The sequence below is a fragment of the Cyclobacterium xiamenense genome (genome assembly GCF_900109255.1).
In the GTDB taxonomy this organism is placed as follows: domain Bacteria; phylum Bacteroidota; class Bacteroidia; order Cytophagales; family Cyclobacteriaceae; genus Cyclobacterium; species Cyclobacterium xiamenense.
Genome location: NZ_FNZH01000004.1, coordinates 149,418 through 165,244 on the forward strand (window position 1 = coordinate 149,418; position 15,827 = coordinate 165,244).

Sequence of the window (15,827 nt, forward strand, 5' to 3'; positions counted from 1 at the left end):
CAGACAATGAAAATACTGGTACTGGATAATTACGATTCCTTCACCTACAATCTGGTCTATATTCTCCGGGAATTGGGATGCGAGCTGGACATTTATAGAAACGACAAAATCAGCCTGGAAGCGGTGAATCACTACGACAAAATCCTGTTGTCACCCGGACCCGGCATTCCTTCGGAAGCCGGTATCATGCCCGAACTGATCAAGAAATACGCACCTACCAAGGACATACTGGGGGTCTGCCTGGGTCACCAGGCCATCGGTGAGGCCTTTGGGGGAGGATTGATAAACCTGAGCGAAGTCGTGCATGGAGTGGCCTCCAAAGTACGTATTCAACCGGACGCCTTATTCAGGGGACTGCCTGAGTTTTTTACCGTGGGGAGGTACCACAGCTGGGTCATTGACGAAACGCTGCTACCTTCGGAGCTGGAAGTTATTGCCAAAACCCCCGACGGCCAAATCATGGCCGTCAGGCACAACAGCTACCGGGTCAAGGGCCTGCAATTTCACCCGGAAAGCATTCTGACCGAACATGGCGTAGAGATCATCAAAAACTGGATTGACGGAGAATAAACGATTGGACAATGAAAGATATTCTGAATCACCTGATTGAACACAAAACCCTGAATAAGGAACAGGCGAAAGGGGTCCTGAAAGAAATGACTTCCGGAGAGGTCAACCAAAGCCAGATGGCTGCCTTTTTGACTATATTCATGATGCGTAGCGTTCGTGTAGAGGAGTTGATGGGATTTCGAGAGGCCATGTTGGAACGGTGCATTCCGGTGGATATTCCCGAATACGGCGCCATCGATCTTTGCGGTACCGGAGGTGACGGCAAAGATACCTTTAATATTTCCACGCTGGCTTCCTTTATTGTGGCTGGTGCGGGACAGCCGGTCGCCAAGCATGGGAACGTGGGGGTGTCCTCGGTTTGTGGCTCCTCCAATCTGCTGGCCCATTTTGGCTACGAGTTTACCAATGACCCGGACAAACTAAAAAGCAGTCTGGATCGGGCCGGAATCTGTTTTCTGCACGCGCCGTTGTTTCATCCCGCCATGAAATACGTAGGGCCGGTACGCAAGGAGTTGGGTGTAAAGACGTTTTTTAACATGCTGGGCCCGATGGTGAATCCCAGTTTTCCAAAAAAACAACTGGTGGGGGTCTTTAGCCTGGAACTAGCCCGTTTATACGGGTACCTTTACCAAAACAATGAGGTGCAGTTTAGCATCCTGCACGCACTCGACGGCTACGACGAAATATCCCTCACCGGTGACCTAAAGTGGATTTCCAATGGGGGAGAGCGCGTAGTTAGCCCAGGGGAACTTGGTTTTGAAACCCTATCTCCGGAATCCATCGTGGGAGGCAGTACCGTGGAAGAATCCGCCAAAATCTTCCTGGAAATTCTGCAAGGGAAAGGCAGCCCGGCACAGGATGCCGTGGTGATCGCCAATGCCGCTGCGGCGCTGCTGACCGCCAAGCCGGAATGGACCTTTTTAAAAGCAAAGGAAGTGGCGACCGAAACCCTTAAAAACGGTACGGCTTTTTCCGTGTTCAAGAAATTAGTCGACCCCCAAACGTCTATTACAACGAGTTGATATGAATATACTGGATACCATTATTGCCCGTAAAAAAGAAGAAGTAGCGGAGAAGAAGGCACTTTACCCCGAAAAATTGCTGGAAAAAAGCCTGTTCTTTGGAAGCCCGGTGGTTTCCATGAAAAAATACGTGAGAGACCCGGAAAAAACCGGAATCATCGCCGAATTCAAAAGAAAATCTCCCTCCAAAGGGTGGATCAATCCGAGCGCATCCGTCGAAAAAACCACCATCGGATACATGCAAGCAGGGGCTTCTGCACTGTCCGTATTGACCGATTGCACCTTTTTCGGAGGATCAGAAGAAGACCTGAAACAGGCGAGAAAATTCAATTATTGCCCCCTCCTCCGTAAGGATTTTATGGTGGACGAATACCAATTGATCGAATCCCGCTCATTGGGAGCAGACTGTATTTTATTGATAGCAGCCGCGCTATCGGCCCAGGAAATCAGGAAACTGGCGGCTTTCGCCAAGGACCTGGGGATGGAAGTGTTGCTCGAAGTCCATAATCGGGAGGAACTGGACGCTTCACTAAACGAATACGTCGACCTGGTGGGGGTGAATAACCGTAACCTGAAAACCTTTGAGGTAAGCGTGGAAACTTCCCTGGAGTTGATTAAGCGCATTCCTGAATCCTACGTTCGGATTTCGGAAAGTGGATTGTCTGAGCCGGCTACCCTGGTGCAGTTAAAGCAGGCGGGTTTTGACGGATTTCTTATCGGTGAAAACTTCATGAAAACCATCCGACCCCATCAGGCGGCATACAATTTTATGAATCATTACCGGAAATTACTGAAACCTGTAACCGAAGCAAAGAACCCGTGATTATCAAAGTCTGTGGAATGGCCGAACCCGCTAATATTCGGGGACTTGTGGACCTACAGCTGGTAGACTGGATGGGTATGATATTTTATCCCCCTTCCCGGCGATACCTGCCAGGATTCCAGGTAGCTCCGGAATTTTACCGGAACATTGTCCTGCCGAAAGTAGGGGTGTTTGTCAATGCCAGTGCTGCGGAGATACAGGAGGCAGCGACCACCTATGGGCTGGATCGGGTTCAACTTCATGGAGACGAAAGCCCGGAGCAGGTCAGAGAGGTCAAACAGCAAACAGGGCTGCCGGTAATCAAAGTATTGCGGATCGGTGCGGATTGGGCCTGGGAGGGGCTCGAAAATTACGAAGAGCCGGTGGATTTTTTTCTCTTGGATACGGATGGTCCTTCCTACGGAGGTACCGGGCATCGATTTAATTGGGAAATCGGTAAACAATATCCCTTCCACAAACCGTTTTTACTGAGCGGTGGCATACACGCGGATCATGTGGACGAATTGGTGGATCTGTACCGCTCCTGTCCGCAGATGGCGGGAATCGATATCAACTCAAAATTTGAGCTGCGACCGGGAGTAAAAAACCTGGACCTGATCCGGATATTTGCCAGCAAAATCAGACAACAACTTGAAAAAACGAACGAATAAATGGAAAGAGCGATGATAAAAGTAGACGAAAATGGATTCTATGGGCAGTTTGGGGGTGCCTTTATCCCGGAGATGTTGTATCCCAACATCGAAGAACTACGGGAGAATTACGAAGCAATCATGGCCACTCCTGCTTTTCGGCAGGAATTTGATTCTCTCCTCAAAGATTACGTGGGCAGACCCACCCCCTTGTTTCTGGCGCAACGGTTGTCAGAAAAGTACGGGGCCAAGATCTACCTGAAGCGAGAGGACCTTTGCCACACGGGCGCACACAAGATCAACAATACCGTGGGACAGATCATACTGGCCAAAAAACTAAACAAAAAGCGTATCATCGCCGAAACCGGTGCCGGTCAGCATGGAGTAGCCACGGCTACGGTCTGCGCCCTTATGGGGATGGAATGTACGGTATACATGGGAGCGGTGGACATGGAGCGGCAAAAGCCCAACGTGGAGCGCATGCGCATCCTGGGTGCCAAGGTGGTGCCCGCCAATTCCGGAAGCAAGACCCTAAAAGATGCCACCAACGAGGCCATGCGTCAATGGATCAACAATCCGGTAGATACACATTACATCATTGGTTCCGTGGTCGGGCCGCACCCCTATCCGGAAATGGTCGCCCGCTTTCAATCCGTGATTTCGGAGGAGATGAAGTGGCAACTCCAGGAAAAAGAAGGCAGAGAAAACCCCGATCTCGTGATTGCCTGCGTGGGAGGAGGAAGCAACGCGGCCGGTTCGTTTTACCACTACTACAACGAGCCTTCGGTTCGTCTGATTGCCGTAGAAGCAGCTGGAATGGGCATCACTTCAGGTAGGTCGGCCGCCACTACTACTCTCGGTAAACCGGGTATTCTGCATGGGAGTAAAACACTGCTGATGCAAACCGATGACGGTCAGGTAGTGGAACCGCATAGTATTTCGGCAGGGCTGGACTATCCGGGGATCGGGCCGGTACACGCCCACTTGTTTGATTCCGGTAGAGGAGAGTTTGTGGCCGTAGAAGACGAGCACGCCATGCAGTCAGGAATCGAAGTGAGTCGTTTGGAGGGCATTATTCCGGCCATCGAATCGGCCCATGCGTTTTCCGCCCTGAATCAGATCCACTACGAGCCAACCGATGTGATCGTCATTAATCTCTCGGGCAGGGGAGACAAAGATTTGGAAACCTACATTAAATGGGGAAATTACTAGCAGTTATGAATCGTATAGACGAATTATTTAAACAAAAAAAGGAGCGTATTTTATCCATCTATTTTACGGCAGGGTTTCCGCAACTTGACGATACGGTGTCGATCATGGAGGCCATACAGGCGGCGGGGGCTAATATCATTGAGATAGGGGTGCCCTATTCGGATCCCATAGCCGATGGTCCCACGATACAGGAAAGCAATAACCAGGCCTTGAAGAACGGCATGACCCTGAAGGTTCTTTTTGAACAATTAAAAGGGTTTCGGGAACGCATACACATCCCGGTGATTCTCATGGGATACCTAAACCCCGTGGTGCAATACGGCATGGAGGCCTTTTGTAAAACCTGCAAGGAGGTTGGCATCGACGGGCTAATCTTACCGGATTTACCCATGCAACAGTACCTGACAGAGTACAAGCATACATTCGATGCTTACGACTTGCGCAATACCTTCCTTATTTCTCCCCAGACTTCGGAAGCCAGAATCCGTCAAATAGACCAGCACACGGATGGATTTATTTACATGGTTTCTTCGGCCAGCATCACCGGAGCGAAAAAAGAGGTGAGCCCGGAACAAATTGCCTATTTTGAGCGGGTGAAGGCCATGAACCTGAAAAATCCCCGCCTGATAGGCTTTGGAATCTCCGACAAGCCTTCCTTCCAAACAGCAGCTGCCCATTCGCATGGGGCTATCATCGGCAGTGCCTTTATCAACGTACTACGCGAATCAACAGATTTAAAAGAGGATATTCAGGAATACATTCAAGGAATACTAGCATGATTATTCAGCTCAAACAAGACATCCCTTCCGTACAAAAAGAAACCCTGATCGAGAAAGTAAATGGGTTGGGCTACACCGTCACGGAAGTAAAAACGCAGGTAGGCGCGTACCTGATCGGCATTGGAAAGAAAGCATTTGATATCCGAAAAATCGGTGCGTTGGATGGGATTCAGGACATTCACATCGTTTCGGACGAATACAAACTGGTTTCGAAAAAATGGAAAGTCAAGCCCACCAGCATCGACCTGGGCGATGGCATTGCGATCAAAGATGGCGACATGGCCATCATTACCGGGCCCTGCTCCATCGAGTCGGAGGAGCAAATCGTAAAGGTGATCGAACACATGAAGGAAAATAACCTGACCATGATGCGGGGAGGGGTATTTAAACCCAGAAGCAGTCCCTATGCGTTTAGAGGATTGGGCATGGAAGGGCTCAAGCTATGGTACCGGTTGGCGAAAGAGGCCGGCATTAAGATCGTGACGGAAGTCATGCAGGTGTCCCAAATCGAAGAGATGTATGACTATGTGGATGTATTTCAAGTTGGGGCGAGAAACACACAAAATTTCAATTTGTTGGATGAATTGGGTAAGGCGGATAAGGCCGTTTTGATAAAACGGGGCATTTCCGGTACCATAGAGGAATTGCTGCAATCCGCCGAATACGTGTTTTCCGGAGGAAACGAGAAACTGATCCTCTGCGAACGTGGCATCCGTACCTACGAAAAAGCCAGCAGAAACACCTTGGATCTAAACGCCGTTCCTATTCTTAAATCCAAATCGCACCTGCCGGTGGTGGTGGATCCCTCGCACGGTATTGGTATCCGTGAATTTGTACCTCAAATGGCGCTGGCAGGCGTCATGGCAGGAGCAGATGGCATCATTTATGAATCCCACGAAAACCCCGATAAGGCCTATTCGGACGGACAGCAGACACTGAATTTTGCGCAAAGTTCCCTGCTGGCCGAGCAAATCCGGAAAATATTTGCCATGAGAAAAACCTTCGACCTGTTGTAGCAGACCTGTGCAATGTGGATCGTTCTTGAAACCGAAAAATAAAGGTACCATGGAAACAGAACGGGAATTTATCCGTTAGCTAATTGAAGGGAAGAGCCCCACTGAAAAAATAATCGCCGCAGTTAGTTAGGTAAACGCCCTGTCGAAAATCCCAGATGACTACCATGACCGATTCAGCATCGCCGACTAATTTTTCCGACCCACGATTGAAACCCCTGCATCAAGAATACGGGGCCTATACCTCGGAGGATTTTCAGGTGTGGAAAATTCTTTTTGAACGGCAATACAAAAACCTACCGGGAGCAGCGTCTCGCAAGTTTTTGGAAGGACTGGGCATAATCGGTTTTACGGCCCACCGCATTGCCAACTTTGCGGAGGCAAACGAGCGGTTGGGAGCCGCCACCGGTTGGTCCATCCAGGTAGTTCCCGGATTGATCGATGACGATTTGTTTTTTGGCTTGCTGCATCACCGCCGGTTTCCGGCGTCTACCTGGCTACGTTCGTTGGAGCAGTTGGATTATTTGCAGGAACCGGATATGTTTCACGACGCCTTTGCCCACCTGCCCTTGTTGACTGACCCTGCCTACACGCGGTTTTTACAAGATTTGGCAGGGATTGCGTTAAAGCACCTGGACAACCCCCTGGCGATCGACCTACTTTCCAGGGTCTACTGGTATACCATCGAATTTGGGCTGATCCGGGAAGCTGGACAGGTAAAGGTTTATGGTGCGGGTATCCTTAGTTCGGCAGGCGAGACGCAGTTTTCCCTTTCCGACGAGCCCCGTCACCTGCAATACGATGTGGAGGAAATCCTGAATACGCCCTATTGGAAAAACAAATTTCAGGAGAGGTATTTTATCATCGATAGTTTTGAAGACCTCTACACGTCCATTCCATTGATTGAAGAAAAATTGGGCGAACTTCTTGAGAAAGCAGGTTAAATTTCGAAAGATTTTCAGTATTCTTGGTTTGGAAACCTAATGCGACCAAACCAGTAGCCTTCGTATGCGCGTCTCAATTAAACTACTATTCTTGCTTATTTTCGTAACCTGGCCGTTTATGGGACAGCTATTCGCCCAGCAAAGCAGGGTTTTGGATATTTACCTGGCCATTGGGCAGTCCAATATGGCAGGCAGGGCTGTCGTTCCGCCCGACCTTTTGGCTCCCCTTGAAGGGGTCTTTTTATTTACCGGAGCGGATTGGGTTGCCGCCACCAATCCGCTCAATATCCACTCCACCATCCGAAAAGATAGCAGCATGCAACGGCTGAGTCCCAGCTATGGTTTTGCCAGAAAGATGCAGGAGTTGCAGGGAAGCAAAAACCTGGGCCTTGTCGTCAATGCCAAAGGCGGAACGGCCATTGAGGAATGGATGCCTGGCACCCCCTTCTTCAGGGACATGCTGCTTCGCGCTCGGCTTGCCGCCAAGGATGGAACGCTCCGTGGGGTGATTTGGCATCAGGGTGAGTCCAACGCAGGCAAACCTGACCGGTACCTGGAGCAGCTGGGGCAGTTCATTACCGCTTTGCGGGATTCGCTATCATTGCCCGATCTGCCCTTCGTCGCTGGTCAGCTTTCGGAGGACAAGGACATTCGAAAACCCTTCAACGAACGATTGCTGGAGCTCCCTAAAAGGATTCCTCACACCGCGGTGGTTCGGTCCTACGGTACCGCTACCTTTGATAGCACCCATTTTGACAGTCCCAGTCAGGTTTTATTGGGAGAACGATATGCAGAAAAAATGAACCAACTTCTGGAAAAAAATCATGGCCGGCACGAATTTGCGTTCGGACTTATTGCCGATGTGCAATACGCCGACGCAGCGACGGCAGGAAAAAGAAATTACCGGGGTACGCTGACGACACTGCAGCAAACCATTCCTTTTTTGAATGCGTTTGAACCGGAGTTTGTCGTAAGCCTTGGAGATTTGATTGACCGGGATTTTGCCAGTTTTGATGCTCCGCTTGGAATCCTGGAGGGCGTCAACGCTCCCATGCATCACATTTGGGGCAACCACGACTTTTCGGTTGCGGATAGCCTCAAAGCAAAGGTGGGGGAGAAGCTGGACAACCCTACCGGTTACTACTCCTTCGAAAAGGGGGGGCTGATTTTTTTGGTAGTCAATGGTATGGATATTAGTCTGGAAGGACATCCGGAGGGAAGCGAAAATTACCAAAAAGCCAGTGAATGGATGGCCCGATTGGAGTCCTCGGGTGCCAACAATGCCAAACCCTGGAACGGCGGTATTGGCGAGGAGCAACTGAATTGGTTGGTTTCGAAAGTGAACGAAGCCGAGGAATCCGGGAAAAAGGTACTGGTATTTTGCCACTACCCGCTGCTTCCCGAAAATGGCCTTCATCTGCTCAATAGCCGGGAGGTATTGGAAAAAATTGGTCCTTCTCCGGCCCTTGTCGCCTGGATTTCCGGACATCACCACGAAGGTAACTATGTACATGACGATCAGGGCACGCATCACCTTACCCTTCGCGGAATGGTGGAGGCACAGTCCCCGGCCATGGGGGCGGTGGTTCGGGTGTATACAAATAAATTGCTTATTCATGGCATCGGTGACGAAGTAGACCGTGTGCTGGAATTCAAGTGATTATCCCGACTAGCTGGTTATTTTCCAAAATGGGGCCGGAACTTTCCAAAATTCGTACTGGATAAATTTTTATATTAGCGATCTAAATAAAAAACCATGTACACCCGTTTCGCCAAAGTGTTTTATTTTCTTTCCCTGGGGTTGTTCCTGTTCCTGCTACTATACGTCTATGCCGCACTTCCCGAGTTTGCCACCTATGCCGTAAACGATGCGGGCATGCCGCTAAAGCAGGTTAGCAGAAACAGTTTCTTCTACGCCGCCATCGGGGTATTTTTGGTTGTAAACCTGGCCTTGATCGTACCGGCGAAACTGATGGAAATGAAACTGAGCAATTCACTGAATCGCTTGTTTCCCGTGGGGGATGTGTACCGGGACAAAATGTTGGCCTGGCTATTCTCCTTTATTGCCGTTGCCAATCTGGCCACGGCTGTACTGGTTTTTTACATTCACAGCATCAGCAACCAAAATGTCATCAGCAGTTCAGAGTATAATTTCTTTTTTTACCTGGCTCCAGTATTGATGCTGGTGTGGGTAGCCCTTCTTTTTTTTCTGATCGCCGGAAAAATAAAACAGGTGAAGTCAGGAAACATCCTAAGTTGAATTACGGTATTTTATGGCAGCAAACGCAAATTATACAGAAGACAGCATCAAATCCCTTGATTGGAAGGAACACATTCGCCTGCGACCCGGTATGTATATTGGGAAGTTGGGGGACGGCAGTGCACAAGACGATGGTATCTACGTGTTGGTAAAGGAAATCCTCGACAATAGCATTGACGAACACATGATGGGGCACGGACGCACCATCGAGGTAAAGATCAGTGAGCACAAGGTGGAGATTCGGGACTACGGCCGCGGAATTCCCCTGGGGAAGGTGATCGATTGCGTGTCAAAGATCAATACCGGGGGTAAGTACGACTCCGGCGCCTTTCAAAAATCAGTGGGCTTGAACGGCGTGGGTACCAAAGCGGTAAATGCCCTCTCGGAAAACTTCATGGTCCAATCCTATCGGGAAGGCGAGTGCAAAGTGGCACGCTTTCAAATGGGGGAATTGATCGAAGATCGGAAAATCGAAAAAACTTCCGAGCGGAACGGTACCCGGATTGTGTTTTCGCCGGATGCGAGCATTTTTAAAAATTACCATTTCATCCCCGAATACCTGGAAAACCAGATTTGGAATTATGCTTTTCTGAACTCCGGATTGACCATCAACTTCAACGGGGTGAAGTTTTATTCCCAAAACGGCCTGCTGGATCTGCTGGATCGGAAAGTGGACGACGATAGCCGCAGGTACCCCATCATCCACCTGAAAGGAACCGATATCGAAATGGCCCTCACCCATTCCAATCAATACGGGGAGGAATATTATTCTTTTGTCAACGGACAGTTTACCACGCAGGGAGGCACCCACCTGGCAGCCTTTCGCGAGTCCATCGTGAAGTCGGTTCGGGATTTTTTCAAGAAAGACTACGATGCCTCCGATATACGGCAGAGCGTGGTAGCAGCCATTGCCGTCCGGGTGCAGGAGCCGGTCTTTGAATCGCAGACAAAGACCAAACTGGGCTCCCAGAGCGTGGGGCCGGATGGACCGACCCTTCGAACCTTTGTCAATGATTTTGTCAAGGTAGAACTGGACAATTACCTGCACCAAAATCCCGACACAGCCAATGCCTTGCTGAAGCGAATCCTTCAGTCGGAACGGGAGCGAAAGGAAATTTCGGGCATCAAGAAACTGGCCAATGAACGGGCCAAAAAAGCAAACCTGCACAACAAGAAGCTACGGGATTGCCGGGTGCACTACGACGACCCCAAGGCGGATCCCGAAGTTAAAGACGGAACCATGCTCTTTATCACCGAGGGCGATTCGGCTTCCGGATCCATTACCAAATCCCGGAATGTGCAGACCCAGGCGGTTTTCTCGCTTCGCGGCAAGCCGTTGAACTGCTACTCCATGACCAAAAAGGTGGTGTACGAAAACGAAGAATTCAACTTGCTGCAGCATGCCTTGAATATCGAAGACGGCATCGAAAGCCTGCGGTACCGAAAGATCGTCATTGCCACGGATGCCGATGTGGACGGCATGCATATTCGGCTATTGATCATGACATATTTTCTTCAGTTTTTTCCCGATTTGGTGAAAAACGGCCATTTGTACATCCTGGATACCCCGCTTTTTCGGGTACGAAACAAAAAAGAAACCATTTACTGCTACACCGATGAGGAGCGGCAGCGGGCCATTCATAAGCTGGGAAAGGCGGCTGAAATCACTCGTTTCAAGGGGTTGGGTGAAATTTCACCCGAAGAATTTGGCACGTTTATCGGGGAGGATATTCGGCTGGAACCCATCATTCTCAACAAGGAAACCAAAATTGCGGACTTGTTGAGTTTCTACATGGGAAAAAACACCCCGGACAGGCAAACCTTCATCATTGATAACCTAAAGATTGAAAAGGACATTGTCTTCGACGACCCGGCAGTAAAATCAGCTGAAGAAGAGGAGGTGGTTGAATAAAGGATGACCAAGCACATCATTCCATAGCGGATGCTTGTTTCATTTTTTATGAAATAAGTACATGTATGTCATTTTGTTCGGAATAAAATTTATTTCTGTAAAAAACCGAATCGAATGAATTACATCCTAGTGGCAGCTAGTAGTGAAAGTGGGGAATTTGCAGATCTTGCCAACGTAGCCCGTGCTTTTTCGCACGTAGTTGACGCATGCAAGCGAGTGAATAAAGAGTAGATCCTTTCTCCATTGACCATCACGTTGGGTGATGAATTTCAAGGGATCGTAAAAGTAAGGCGTGTTTCATTTACCGGATCATTACCCGGTTTGAGAAAAATAGATGGAAAGCGGAGGAAGAAATTTACTTAAGGTACGCGATGTAGCGGGGAAAAATTGAAACCGAAATCAATAAAAAGAGTAGCTCACGGGATGATGGTGCCTTCGTTAGCCGATGCGAGAAATCGGTTGATGCGCTTGAAAGAGAAAGGCGATCTCTTCGCCCTCGAAGGAGAAATTGACGATAGCGAATTAAAAAGCTTTCAACCAACCTTTACCTTTCGATTGTCAGGAATTGGCATTGGAGAGATAAGGCTTTAATTTCCGGTTTTTTGGAGTTATGTGAATAAATATGAGTGATAACGATACAAACCCCGAAAACGGGGACAAAAGCTTACACGATTCGATTCCGGTTACCGGAATGTATAAGGATTGGTTTTTAGATTACGCTTCCTACGTAATTCTGGAACGAGCCGTCCCAGCCATCGAAGACGGGTTTAAGCCCGTGCAGCGGAGGATTCTCCATGCCATGAAGGAAATGGACGATGGACGGTTCAACAAGGTGGCCAACATCATCGGTCAATCCATGCAGTATCACCCCCACGGGGATGCTTCCATTGGAGATGCCATCGTCAACCTGGGGCAGAAGGATTTGCTGATAGAAACCCAGGGCAACTGGGGAGATGTGCGGACCGGTGATGGGGCGGCGGCTGCCCGATACATCGAGGCGCGGCTATCTAAGTTTGCGCTGGATGTGGTATTCAATCCGCAAACCACCGAATGGCAGCTGTCCTACGATGGCAGGAAAAAAGAGCCGGTCACCTTACCGGTAAAGTTCCCCTTGCTACTGGCGCAGGGAGTGGAGGGGATTGCTGTGGGCCTGAGTACCAAAATACTCCCCCACAATTTTTGCGAGTTGATCGATGGTTCCATTCAGATCCTTAAAGGAAAAAAAACCAACCTGTTGCCGGATTTTAATACCGGCGGCCTGGCTGACTTTTCCGAATACAACGAAGGCCTGCGAGGCGGGCGCATCAAGGTACGGGCAAAAATCGAAGAGGAGGACAACAAAACCCTCCTGATCAAAGACATCCCCTACGGGACCACCACCAATTCCGTAATCGAATCCATTATCAAAGCCAACGATAAAGGAAAGATCAAGATCAAAAAAGTGGTGGACAATACCGCCAAAGACGTGGAAATTCAGGTGCAATTGGCCCCCGGGCAGTCACCCAACATGACCATTGACGCCCTGTATGCCTTCACCGACTGCGAGGTCAGCATTTCTCCCAATGCCTGCGTGATTATCGAAGAGAAGCCCGTGTTCCTGACGGTTAATCAGATCCTGGAGTACAACACCCGGCAAACAAAGGCCTTGCTCAACCGGGAACTGGAAATCCGCAAGGGGGAGTTGATGGAGAAATTGCTGTTTTCTTCCCTGGAAAAAATATTCATAGAAAACCGGATTTACCGGGATATCGAGGAATGCGAAACCTGGGAAGCCGTCATCGAAACCATCGATCGGGGATTGGACCCATTTAAGCCGGACTTTTACCGGGATATTACCCGTGACGATATCATTCGCCTGACAGAAATCAAGATCAAGCGAATTTCAAAATTTGATACCTTCAAGGCGGATGAGTTGATGCGCAAGCTTCAAGAGGAGCTGGAAGAAGTAAACCACCACCTGGAAAACCTGACCGATTATGCCATTCAGTATTACAAAAACCTGCTGAGTAAATACGGAAAGGGGAGGGAACGAAAGACCGAAATTCGGACCTTTGATACCATTTCCGCCAATGTAGTGGCGGCAAACAATGCCAAATTATACATCAATCGGGCCGATGGATTTATAGGTCACGGACTGAAAAAAGACGAATTTATCTGTGACTGCTCCGACTTGGACGACATCATCGTTTTCCGCAAAGATGGGGTCTGCCTGGTTACGAAAATTCAGGACAAGGTGTTTGTCGGTAAGGACATTATCCACGCGGCCGTTTTCCGAAAAGGGGACGAACGCATGGTGTACAATCTGGTGTATCTGGAAGGAGCCTCGGGCAGGGCGATGATCAAGCGCTTTCAGGTGCTGAGCGTAACCCGAGACCGGGAGTACGTCCTTACCAAGGGCACCAAAGGCTCCCGAATTTTATACTTCACTGCCAATGCCAATGGCGAAGCGGAAATCATTACTGTCTACCTGACCGCAGGCAGCAAGGCGCGGGTCAAGGTATTTGATTTTGATTTCAAGGATATTGAGATCAAAGGCCGGGGTGCCCAGGGAAACATCCTGACCAAGTACCCTGTTCGGAAGATTCAACTCAAGATGGAAGGTGTTTCCACCCTGGGGGGATTGGACATCCATTACGATCCAGCCGTGGGTAGGCTCAATACCGATGGGCGGGGTAAATGGGTAGGAAACTTCCTGGGAGATGATAAGATTCTCGCCTTTTACAAAGATGGGAGCTACGAGCTGACCAACTTTGAGCTGACCAACCGCTACGATCAGGAAAACCTGATGCACATAGAAAAATTCGATCCGGAAAAAGTGGTCTCCGCCATCTATTTTGATGGAGCCAGTAAAAACCATTATGTCAAACGGTTTTTGGTGGAAACGTCCACGCTGAATAAAAAATTCAACTTCATCTCCGACCATAAGAATTCCCGTCTGACCGTGGTAACCACCGAGAAACAGCCACAGGTGAAGGTAAAGCTTCAAAAAGGCAAAGAGGTGGATGAAAACGTGTACGATATGGACATGCTTATTGATGTGAAGGGGTGGCGAGCCGTTGGGAACCGTCTGAGTAACCACACGGTAAAAGCCGTGGAACTTGTCGCTTCACCGGATAAGAAAGCGGGCGGCAAGGGCGAAGATAACCTGTCGGTCGGCTCCACCGTGAATTTTGATGTAAAGAAAAAGGAAGGCGGAGAGGACGAAGATGACGAGGATAAGGAGCAGCTGGGCTTGTTTTAGCTTAAACAATATTTTAGGTTAACTTAATCAGCGGTTTGAATATTGCAGGATTTAGAGGGACCTTCATTGTTTAGAATGATTGGTTGCCGTTATTCGTGTTTGCCTTGGCAAAGCACTGGGATAAAAACCAATAAATTTTGCTTGTTACGTTTTTCTTAAGTGCCAGAGTGCAATCGCCGCTTCTTGAGGATCCGTAAACCAGAGATCGTAGTTGTCGATGCTGTTATAATCGGGATCTTCGGGCGCACTGAACTGTCCGGTTTTTGAATTTGCCTTAACTATAAAATCCTTAGGTCGATTCAACTGGGCCCAGGCGGGAATACCTCCAGAAAGTTTAATATTGTTAGCTGCAGAAATATTCAAAAAATTGGTAAGATTTTTAAAGGATGTAGGTGGGTTGTCGCTGAGACGTTTTGGCCGGACCGAAGTGTCAATGTGTATCTCGATGCCGCAGCTTTCTTTGAGGTATTCGACTCCAGCCTCGCAATTACGGTGATAGCGCAACAAACGTCGTTGCGTCGTTACCCAGGGGTGTTCATGCCAATAGGCAACATACTTGCATAACAGCTTTAATGCATTATGCTCTTCCGTAGTTGCAACCCGAATAGGTGACCAGGGAGTTCTTAGTTCTACAGAGAAAATTAAGTGGGCAGCCAGGGCCGAATTATCCCATTCGGTTTTGCCTTTCAAATAATTCTGCCAACTAGATACCGCTTCAAAAACATGCGTATTAATTTGATCTAATCCTATGTAGGGTTTCATAATTATTGTTTAAATTCCTTCCACTGGGTCGCTGGAAGGATCGTTTTCTGAACCAATACCTTCATCCCCCCCGGGCGGATCCGCATCGGGACTATCCACCGGTCCCTCCGGCATCAAGTCATAATTTGACTCTGCGTCTCGATATTCCTCAAATGTTCTTACTTCTGCTGATAAAAGATCATTAAGATCGTATCCATCCTGGAGAATTATATTTTTCAACACTCTGGTGCTGTCAATTTGGCTGGTTGGAGATGCACTCGGGTTATCGATAGAAGATAATGTCGGAGCCTTTACGTCGATATTAAATGCGTCTTTGAGAAACTCAACTCCGGGCCAATATTCCTCATAATACATCGTATCAATGATGGATTGGTCATCCACTCCGCACGCTTTTCGCATCCTTGGCGGCATTGCTTTTACACTGTCAAAATAGGAAATGATTTTCTTTAAAGCGTTGATTTGTTTATCGGTAATCTTTATCGCAGGAGAATTAAGCCCTTCATAATAGAACCATATGCCTGTCAAACTAAATTCAGCATTGTTACGAGCCTGTCCGGTTTGGTCATCCAGGAAGTTATTCCAATCACTCAATACATCAATCCAATAAGTACGAACGTCTTCTAATCCAATAAAGGTTTTTTTAGCAACATGGCGGCGCAT

15 protein-coding genes are annotated in these 15,827 nt (G+C 48.7%); 13 read left to right on the forward strand and 2 right to left on the reverse strand.

What is annotated here, in order from left to right; genetic code table 11:
* Positions 1 to 6: 6 nt before the first annotated feature.
* From BMW71_RS14125 to BMW71_RS14185, 13 genes are all read left to right on the forward strand, one after another.
* Positions 7 to 570, forward strand: a complete 564-nt coding sequence (locus BMW71_RS14125; protein ID WP_092175249.1) for an anthranilate synthase component II — start codon at positions 7 to 9, stop codon at positions 568 to 570.
* 11 nt (positions 571 to 581) lie between these two features.
* Positions 582 to 1,592, forward strand: coding sequence for an anthranilate phosphoribosyltransferase (gene trpD / locus BMW71_RS14130; RefSeq protein ID WP_092175252.1), 1,011 nt, complete (start codon positions 582 to 584; stop codon positions 1,590 to 1,592).
* A 1-nt stretch (position 1,593) separates the two neighbouring features.
* Positions 1,594 to 2,415, forward strand: coding sequence for an indole-3-glycerol phosphate synthase TrpC (gene trpC, locus BMW71_RS14135; protein WP_092175255.1), 822 nt, complete (start codon positions 1,594 to 1,596; stop codon positions 2,413 to 2,415).
* A gap of 17 nt (positions 2,416 to 2,432) precedes the next feature.
* Positions 2,433 to 3,065 (forward strand): phosphoribosylanthranilate isomerase, encoded by a 633-nt coding sequence (locus BMW71_RS14140; RefSeq protein WP_244891177.1) that lies wholly within the window; start codon positions 2,433 to 2,435, stop codon positions 3,063 to 3,065.
* Positions 3,066 to 3,077: 12 nt separating this feature from the next.
* Positions 3,078 to 4,256, forward strand: coding sequence for a tryptophan synthase subunit beta (gene trpB / locus BMW71_RS14145; protein ID WP_092176061.1), 1,179 nt, complete (start codon positions 3,078 to 3,080; stop codon positions 4,254 to 4,256).
* A gap of 5 nt (positions 4,257 to 4,261) precedes the next feature.
* Complete coding sequence (trpA, locus tag BMW71_RS14150) at positions 4,262 to 5,035, forward strand: tryptophan synthase subunit alpha (RefSeq protein ID WP_092175261.1); 774 nt, start codon at positions 4,262 to 4,264, stop codon at positions 5,033 to 5,035.
* Positions 5,032 to 6,051, forward strand: coding sequence for a 3-deoxy-7-phosphoheptulonate synthase (gene aroF, locus BMW71_RS14155; RefSeq protein ID WP_092175264.1), 1,020 nt, complete (start codon positions 5,032 to 5,034; stop codon positions 6,049 to 6,051). Before trpA ends, aroF begins: the two co-directional genes overlap by 4 nt.
* A 164-nt stretch (positions 6,052 to 6,215) precedes the next feature.
* The gene (locus BMW71_RS14160; RefSeq protein ID WP_092175266.1) at positions 6,216 to 6,992 is read left to right on the forward strand and encodes a phenylalanine-4-hydroxylase; all 777 of its coding nucleotides are present in this window, start codon (positions 6,216 to 6,218) and stop codon (positions 6,990 to 6,992) included.
* Between the two features lie 118 nt (positions 6,993 to 7,110).
* Positions 7,111 to 8,652 (forward strand): sialate O-acetylesterase, encoded by a 1,542-nt coding sequence (locus BMW71_RS14165; protein ID WP_218145588.1) that lies wholly within the window; start codon positions 7,111 to 7,113, stop codon positions 8,650 to 8,652.
* A gap of 96 nt (positions 8,653 to 8,748) precedes the next feature.
* Positions 8,749 to 9,252, forward strand: coding sequence for a DNA topoisomerase IV (locus BMW71_RS14170; protein ID WP_092175272.1), 504 nt, complete (start codon positions 8,749 to 8,751; stop codon positions 9,250 to 9,252).
* 13 nt (positions 9,253 to 9,265) lie between these two features.
* Positions 9,266 to 11,164, forward strand: a complete 1,899-nt coding sequence (locus BMW71_RS14175; protein WP_092175274.1) for a DNA topoisomerase IV subunit B — start codon at positions 9,266 to 9,268, stop codon at positions 11,162 to 11,164.
* A 387-nt stretch (positions 11,165 to 11,551) separates the two neighbouring features.
* Positions 11,552 to 11,755: a hypothetical protein gene (locus tag BMW71_RS14180; protein ID WP_092175277.1), complete on the forward strand. Its 204-nt coding sequence runs from the start codon at positions 11,552 to 11,554 to the stop codon at positions 11,753 to 11,755.
* A gap of 31 nt (positions 11,756 to 11,786) precedes the next feature.
* Positions 11,787 to 14,405, forward strand: coding sequence for a DNA gyrase/topoisomerase IV subunit A (locus BMW71_RS14185; protein ID WP_092175279.1), 2,619 nt, complete (start codon positions 11,787 to 11,789; stop codon positions 14,403 to 14,405).
* A 144-nt stretch (positions 14,406 to 14,549) separates the two neighbouring features.
* Here BMW71_RS14185 and BMW71_RS14190 read toward each other — a convergent pair whose 3' ends face one another.
* Together BMW71_RS14190 and BMW71_RS14195 are read right to left on the reverse strand one after the other, a co-directional pair.
* Positions 14,550 to 15,167, reverse strand: coding sequence for a hypothetical protein (locus BMW71_RS14190; protein WP_092175282.1), 618 nt, complete (start codon positions 15,165 to 15,167; stop codon positions 14,550 to 14,552).
* 9 nt (positions 15,168 to 15,176) lie between these two features.
* Complete coding sequence (locus BMW71_RS14195; protein WP_092175285.1) at positions 15,177 to 15,827, reverse strand: hypothetical protein; 651 nt, start codon at positions 15,825 to 15,827, stop codon at positions 15,177 to 15,179.

Bases quoted from the DNA above. Each gene is read 5' to 3' on its own strand.
- BMW71_RS14125 (WP_092175249.1), top strand. From the start codon at position 7: ATGAAAATACTGGTACTGGATAATTACGATTCCTTCACCTACAATCTG.
- trpD (WP_092175252.1), top strand. From the start codon at position 582: ATGAAAGATATTCTGAATCACCTGATTGAACACAAAACCCTGAATAAG.
- trpC (WP_092175255.1), top strand. From the start codon at position 1,594: ATGAATATACTGGATACCATTATTGCCCGTAAAAAAGAAGAAGTAGCG.
- BMW71_RS14140 (WP_244891177.1), top strand. From the start codon at position 2,433: ATGGCCGAACCCGCTAATATTCGGGGACTTGTGGACCTACAGCTGGTA.
- trpB (WP_092176061.1), top strand. From the start codon at position 3,078: ATGATAAAAGTAGACGAAAATGGATTCTATGGGCAGTTTGGGGGTGCC.
- trpA (WP_092175261.1), top strand. From the start codon at position 4,262: ATGAATCGTATAGACGAATTATTTAAACAAAAAAAGGAGCGTATTTTA.
- aroF (WP_092175264.1), top strand. From the start codon at position 5,032: ATGATTATTCAGCTCAAACAAGACATCCCTTCCGTACAAAAAGAAACC.
- BMW71_RS14160 (WP_092175266.1), top strand. From the start codon at position 6,216: ATGACCGATTCAGCATCGCCGACTAATTTTTCCGACCCACGATTGAAA.
- BMW71_RS14165 (WP_218145588.1), top strand. From the start codon at position 7,111: ATGGGACAGCTATTCGCCCAGCAAAGCAGGGTTTTGGATATTTACCTG.
- BMW71_RS14170 (WP_092175272.1), top strand. From the start codon at position 8,749: ATGTACACCCGTTTCGCCAAAGTGTTTTATTTTCTTTCCCTGGGGTTG.
- BMW71_RS14175 (WP_092175274.1), top strand. From the start codon at position 9,266: ATGGCAGCAAACGCAAATTATACAGAAGACAGCATCAAATCCCTTGAT.
- BMW71_RS14185 (WP_092175279.1), top strand. From the start codon at position 11,787: ATGAGTGATAACGATACAAACCCCGAAAACGGGGACAAAAGCTTACAC.
- BMW71_RS14190 (WP_092175282.1), bottom strand. From the start codon at position 15,167: ATGAAACCCTACATAGGATTAGATCAAATTAATACGCATGTTTTTGAA.
- BMW71_RS14195 (WP_092175285.1), bottom strand. From the start codon at position 15,827: ATGCGCCGCCATGTTGCTAAAAAAACCTTTATTGGATTAGAAGACGTT.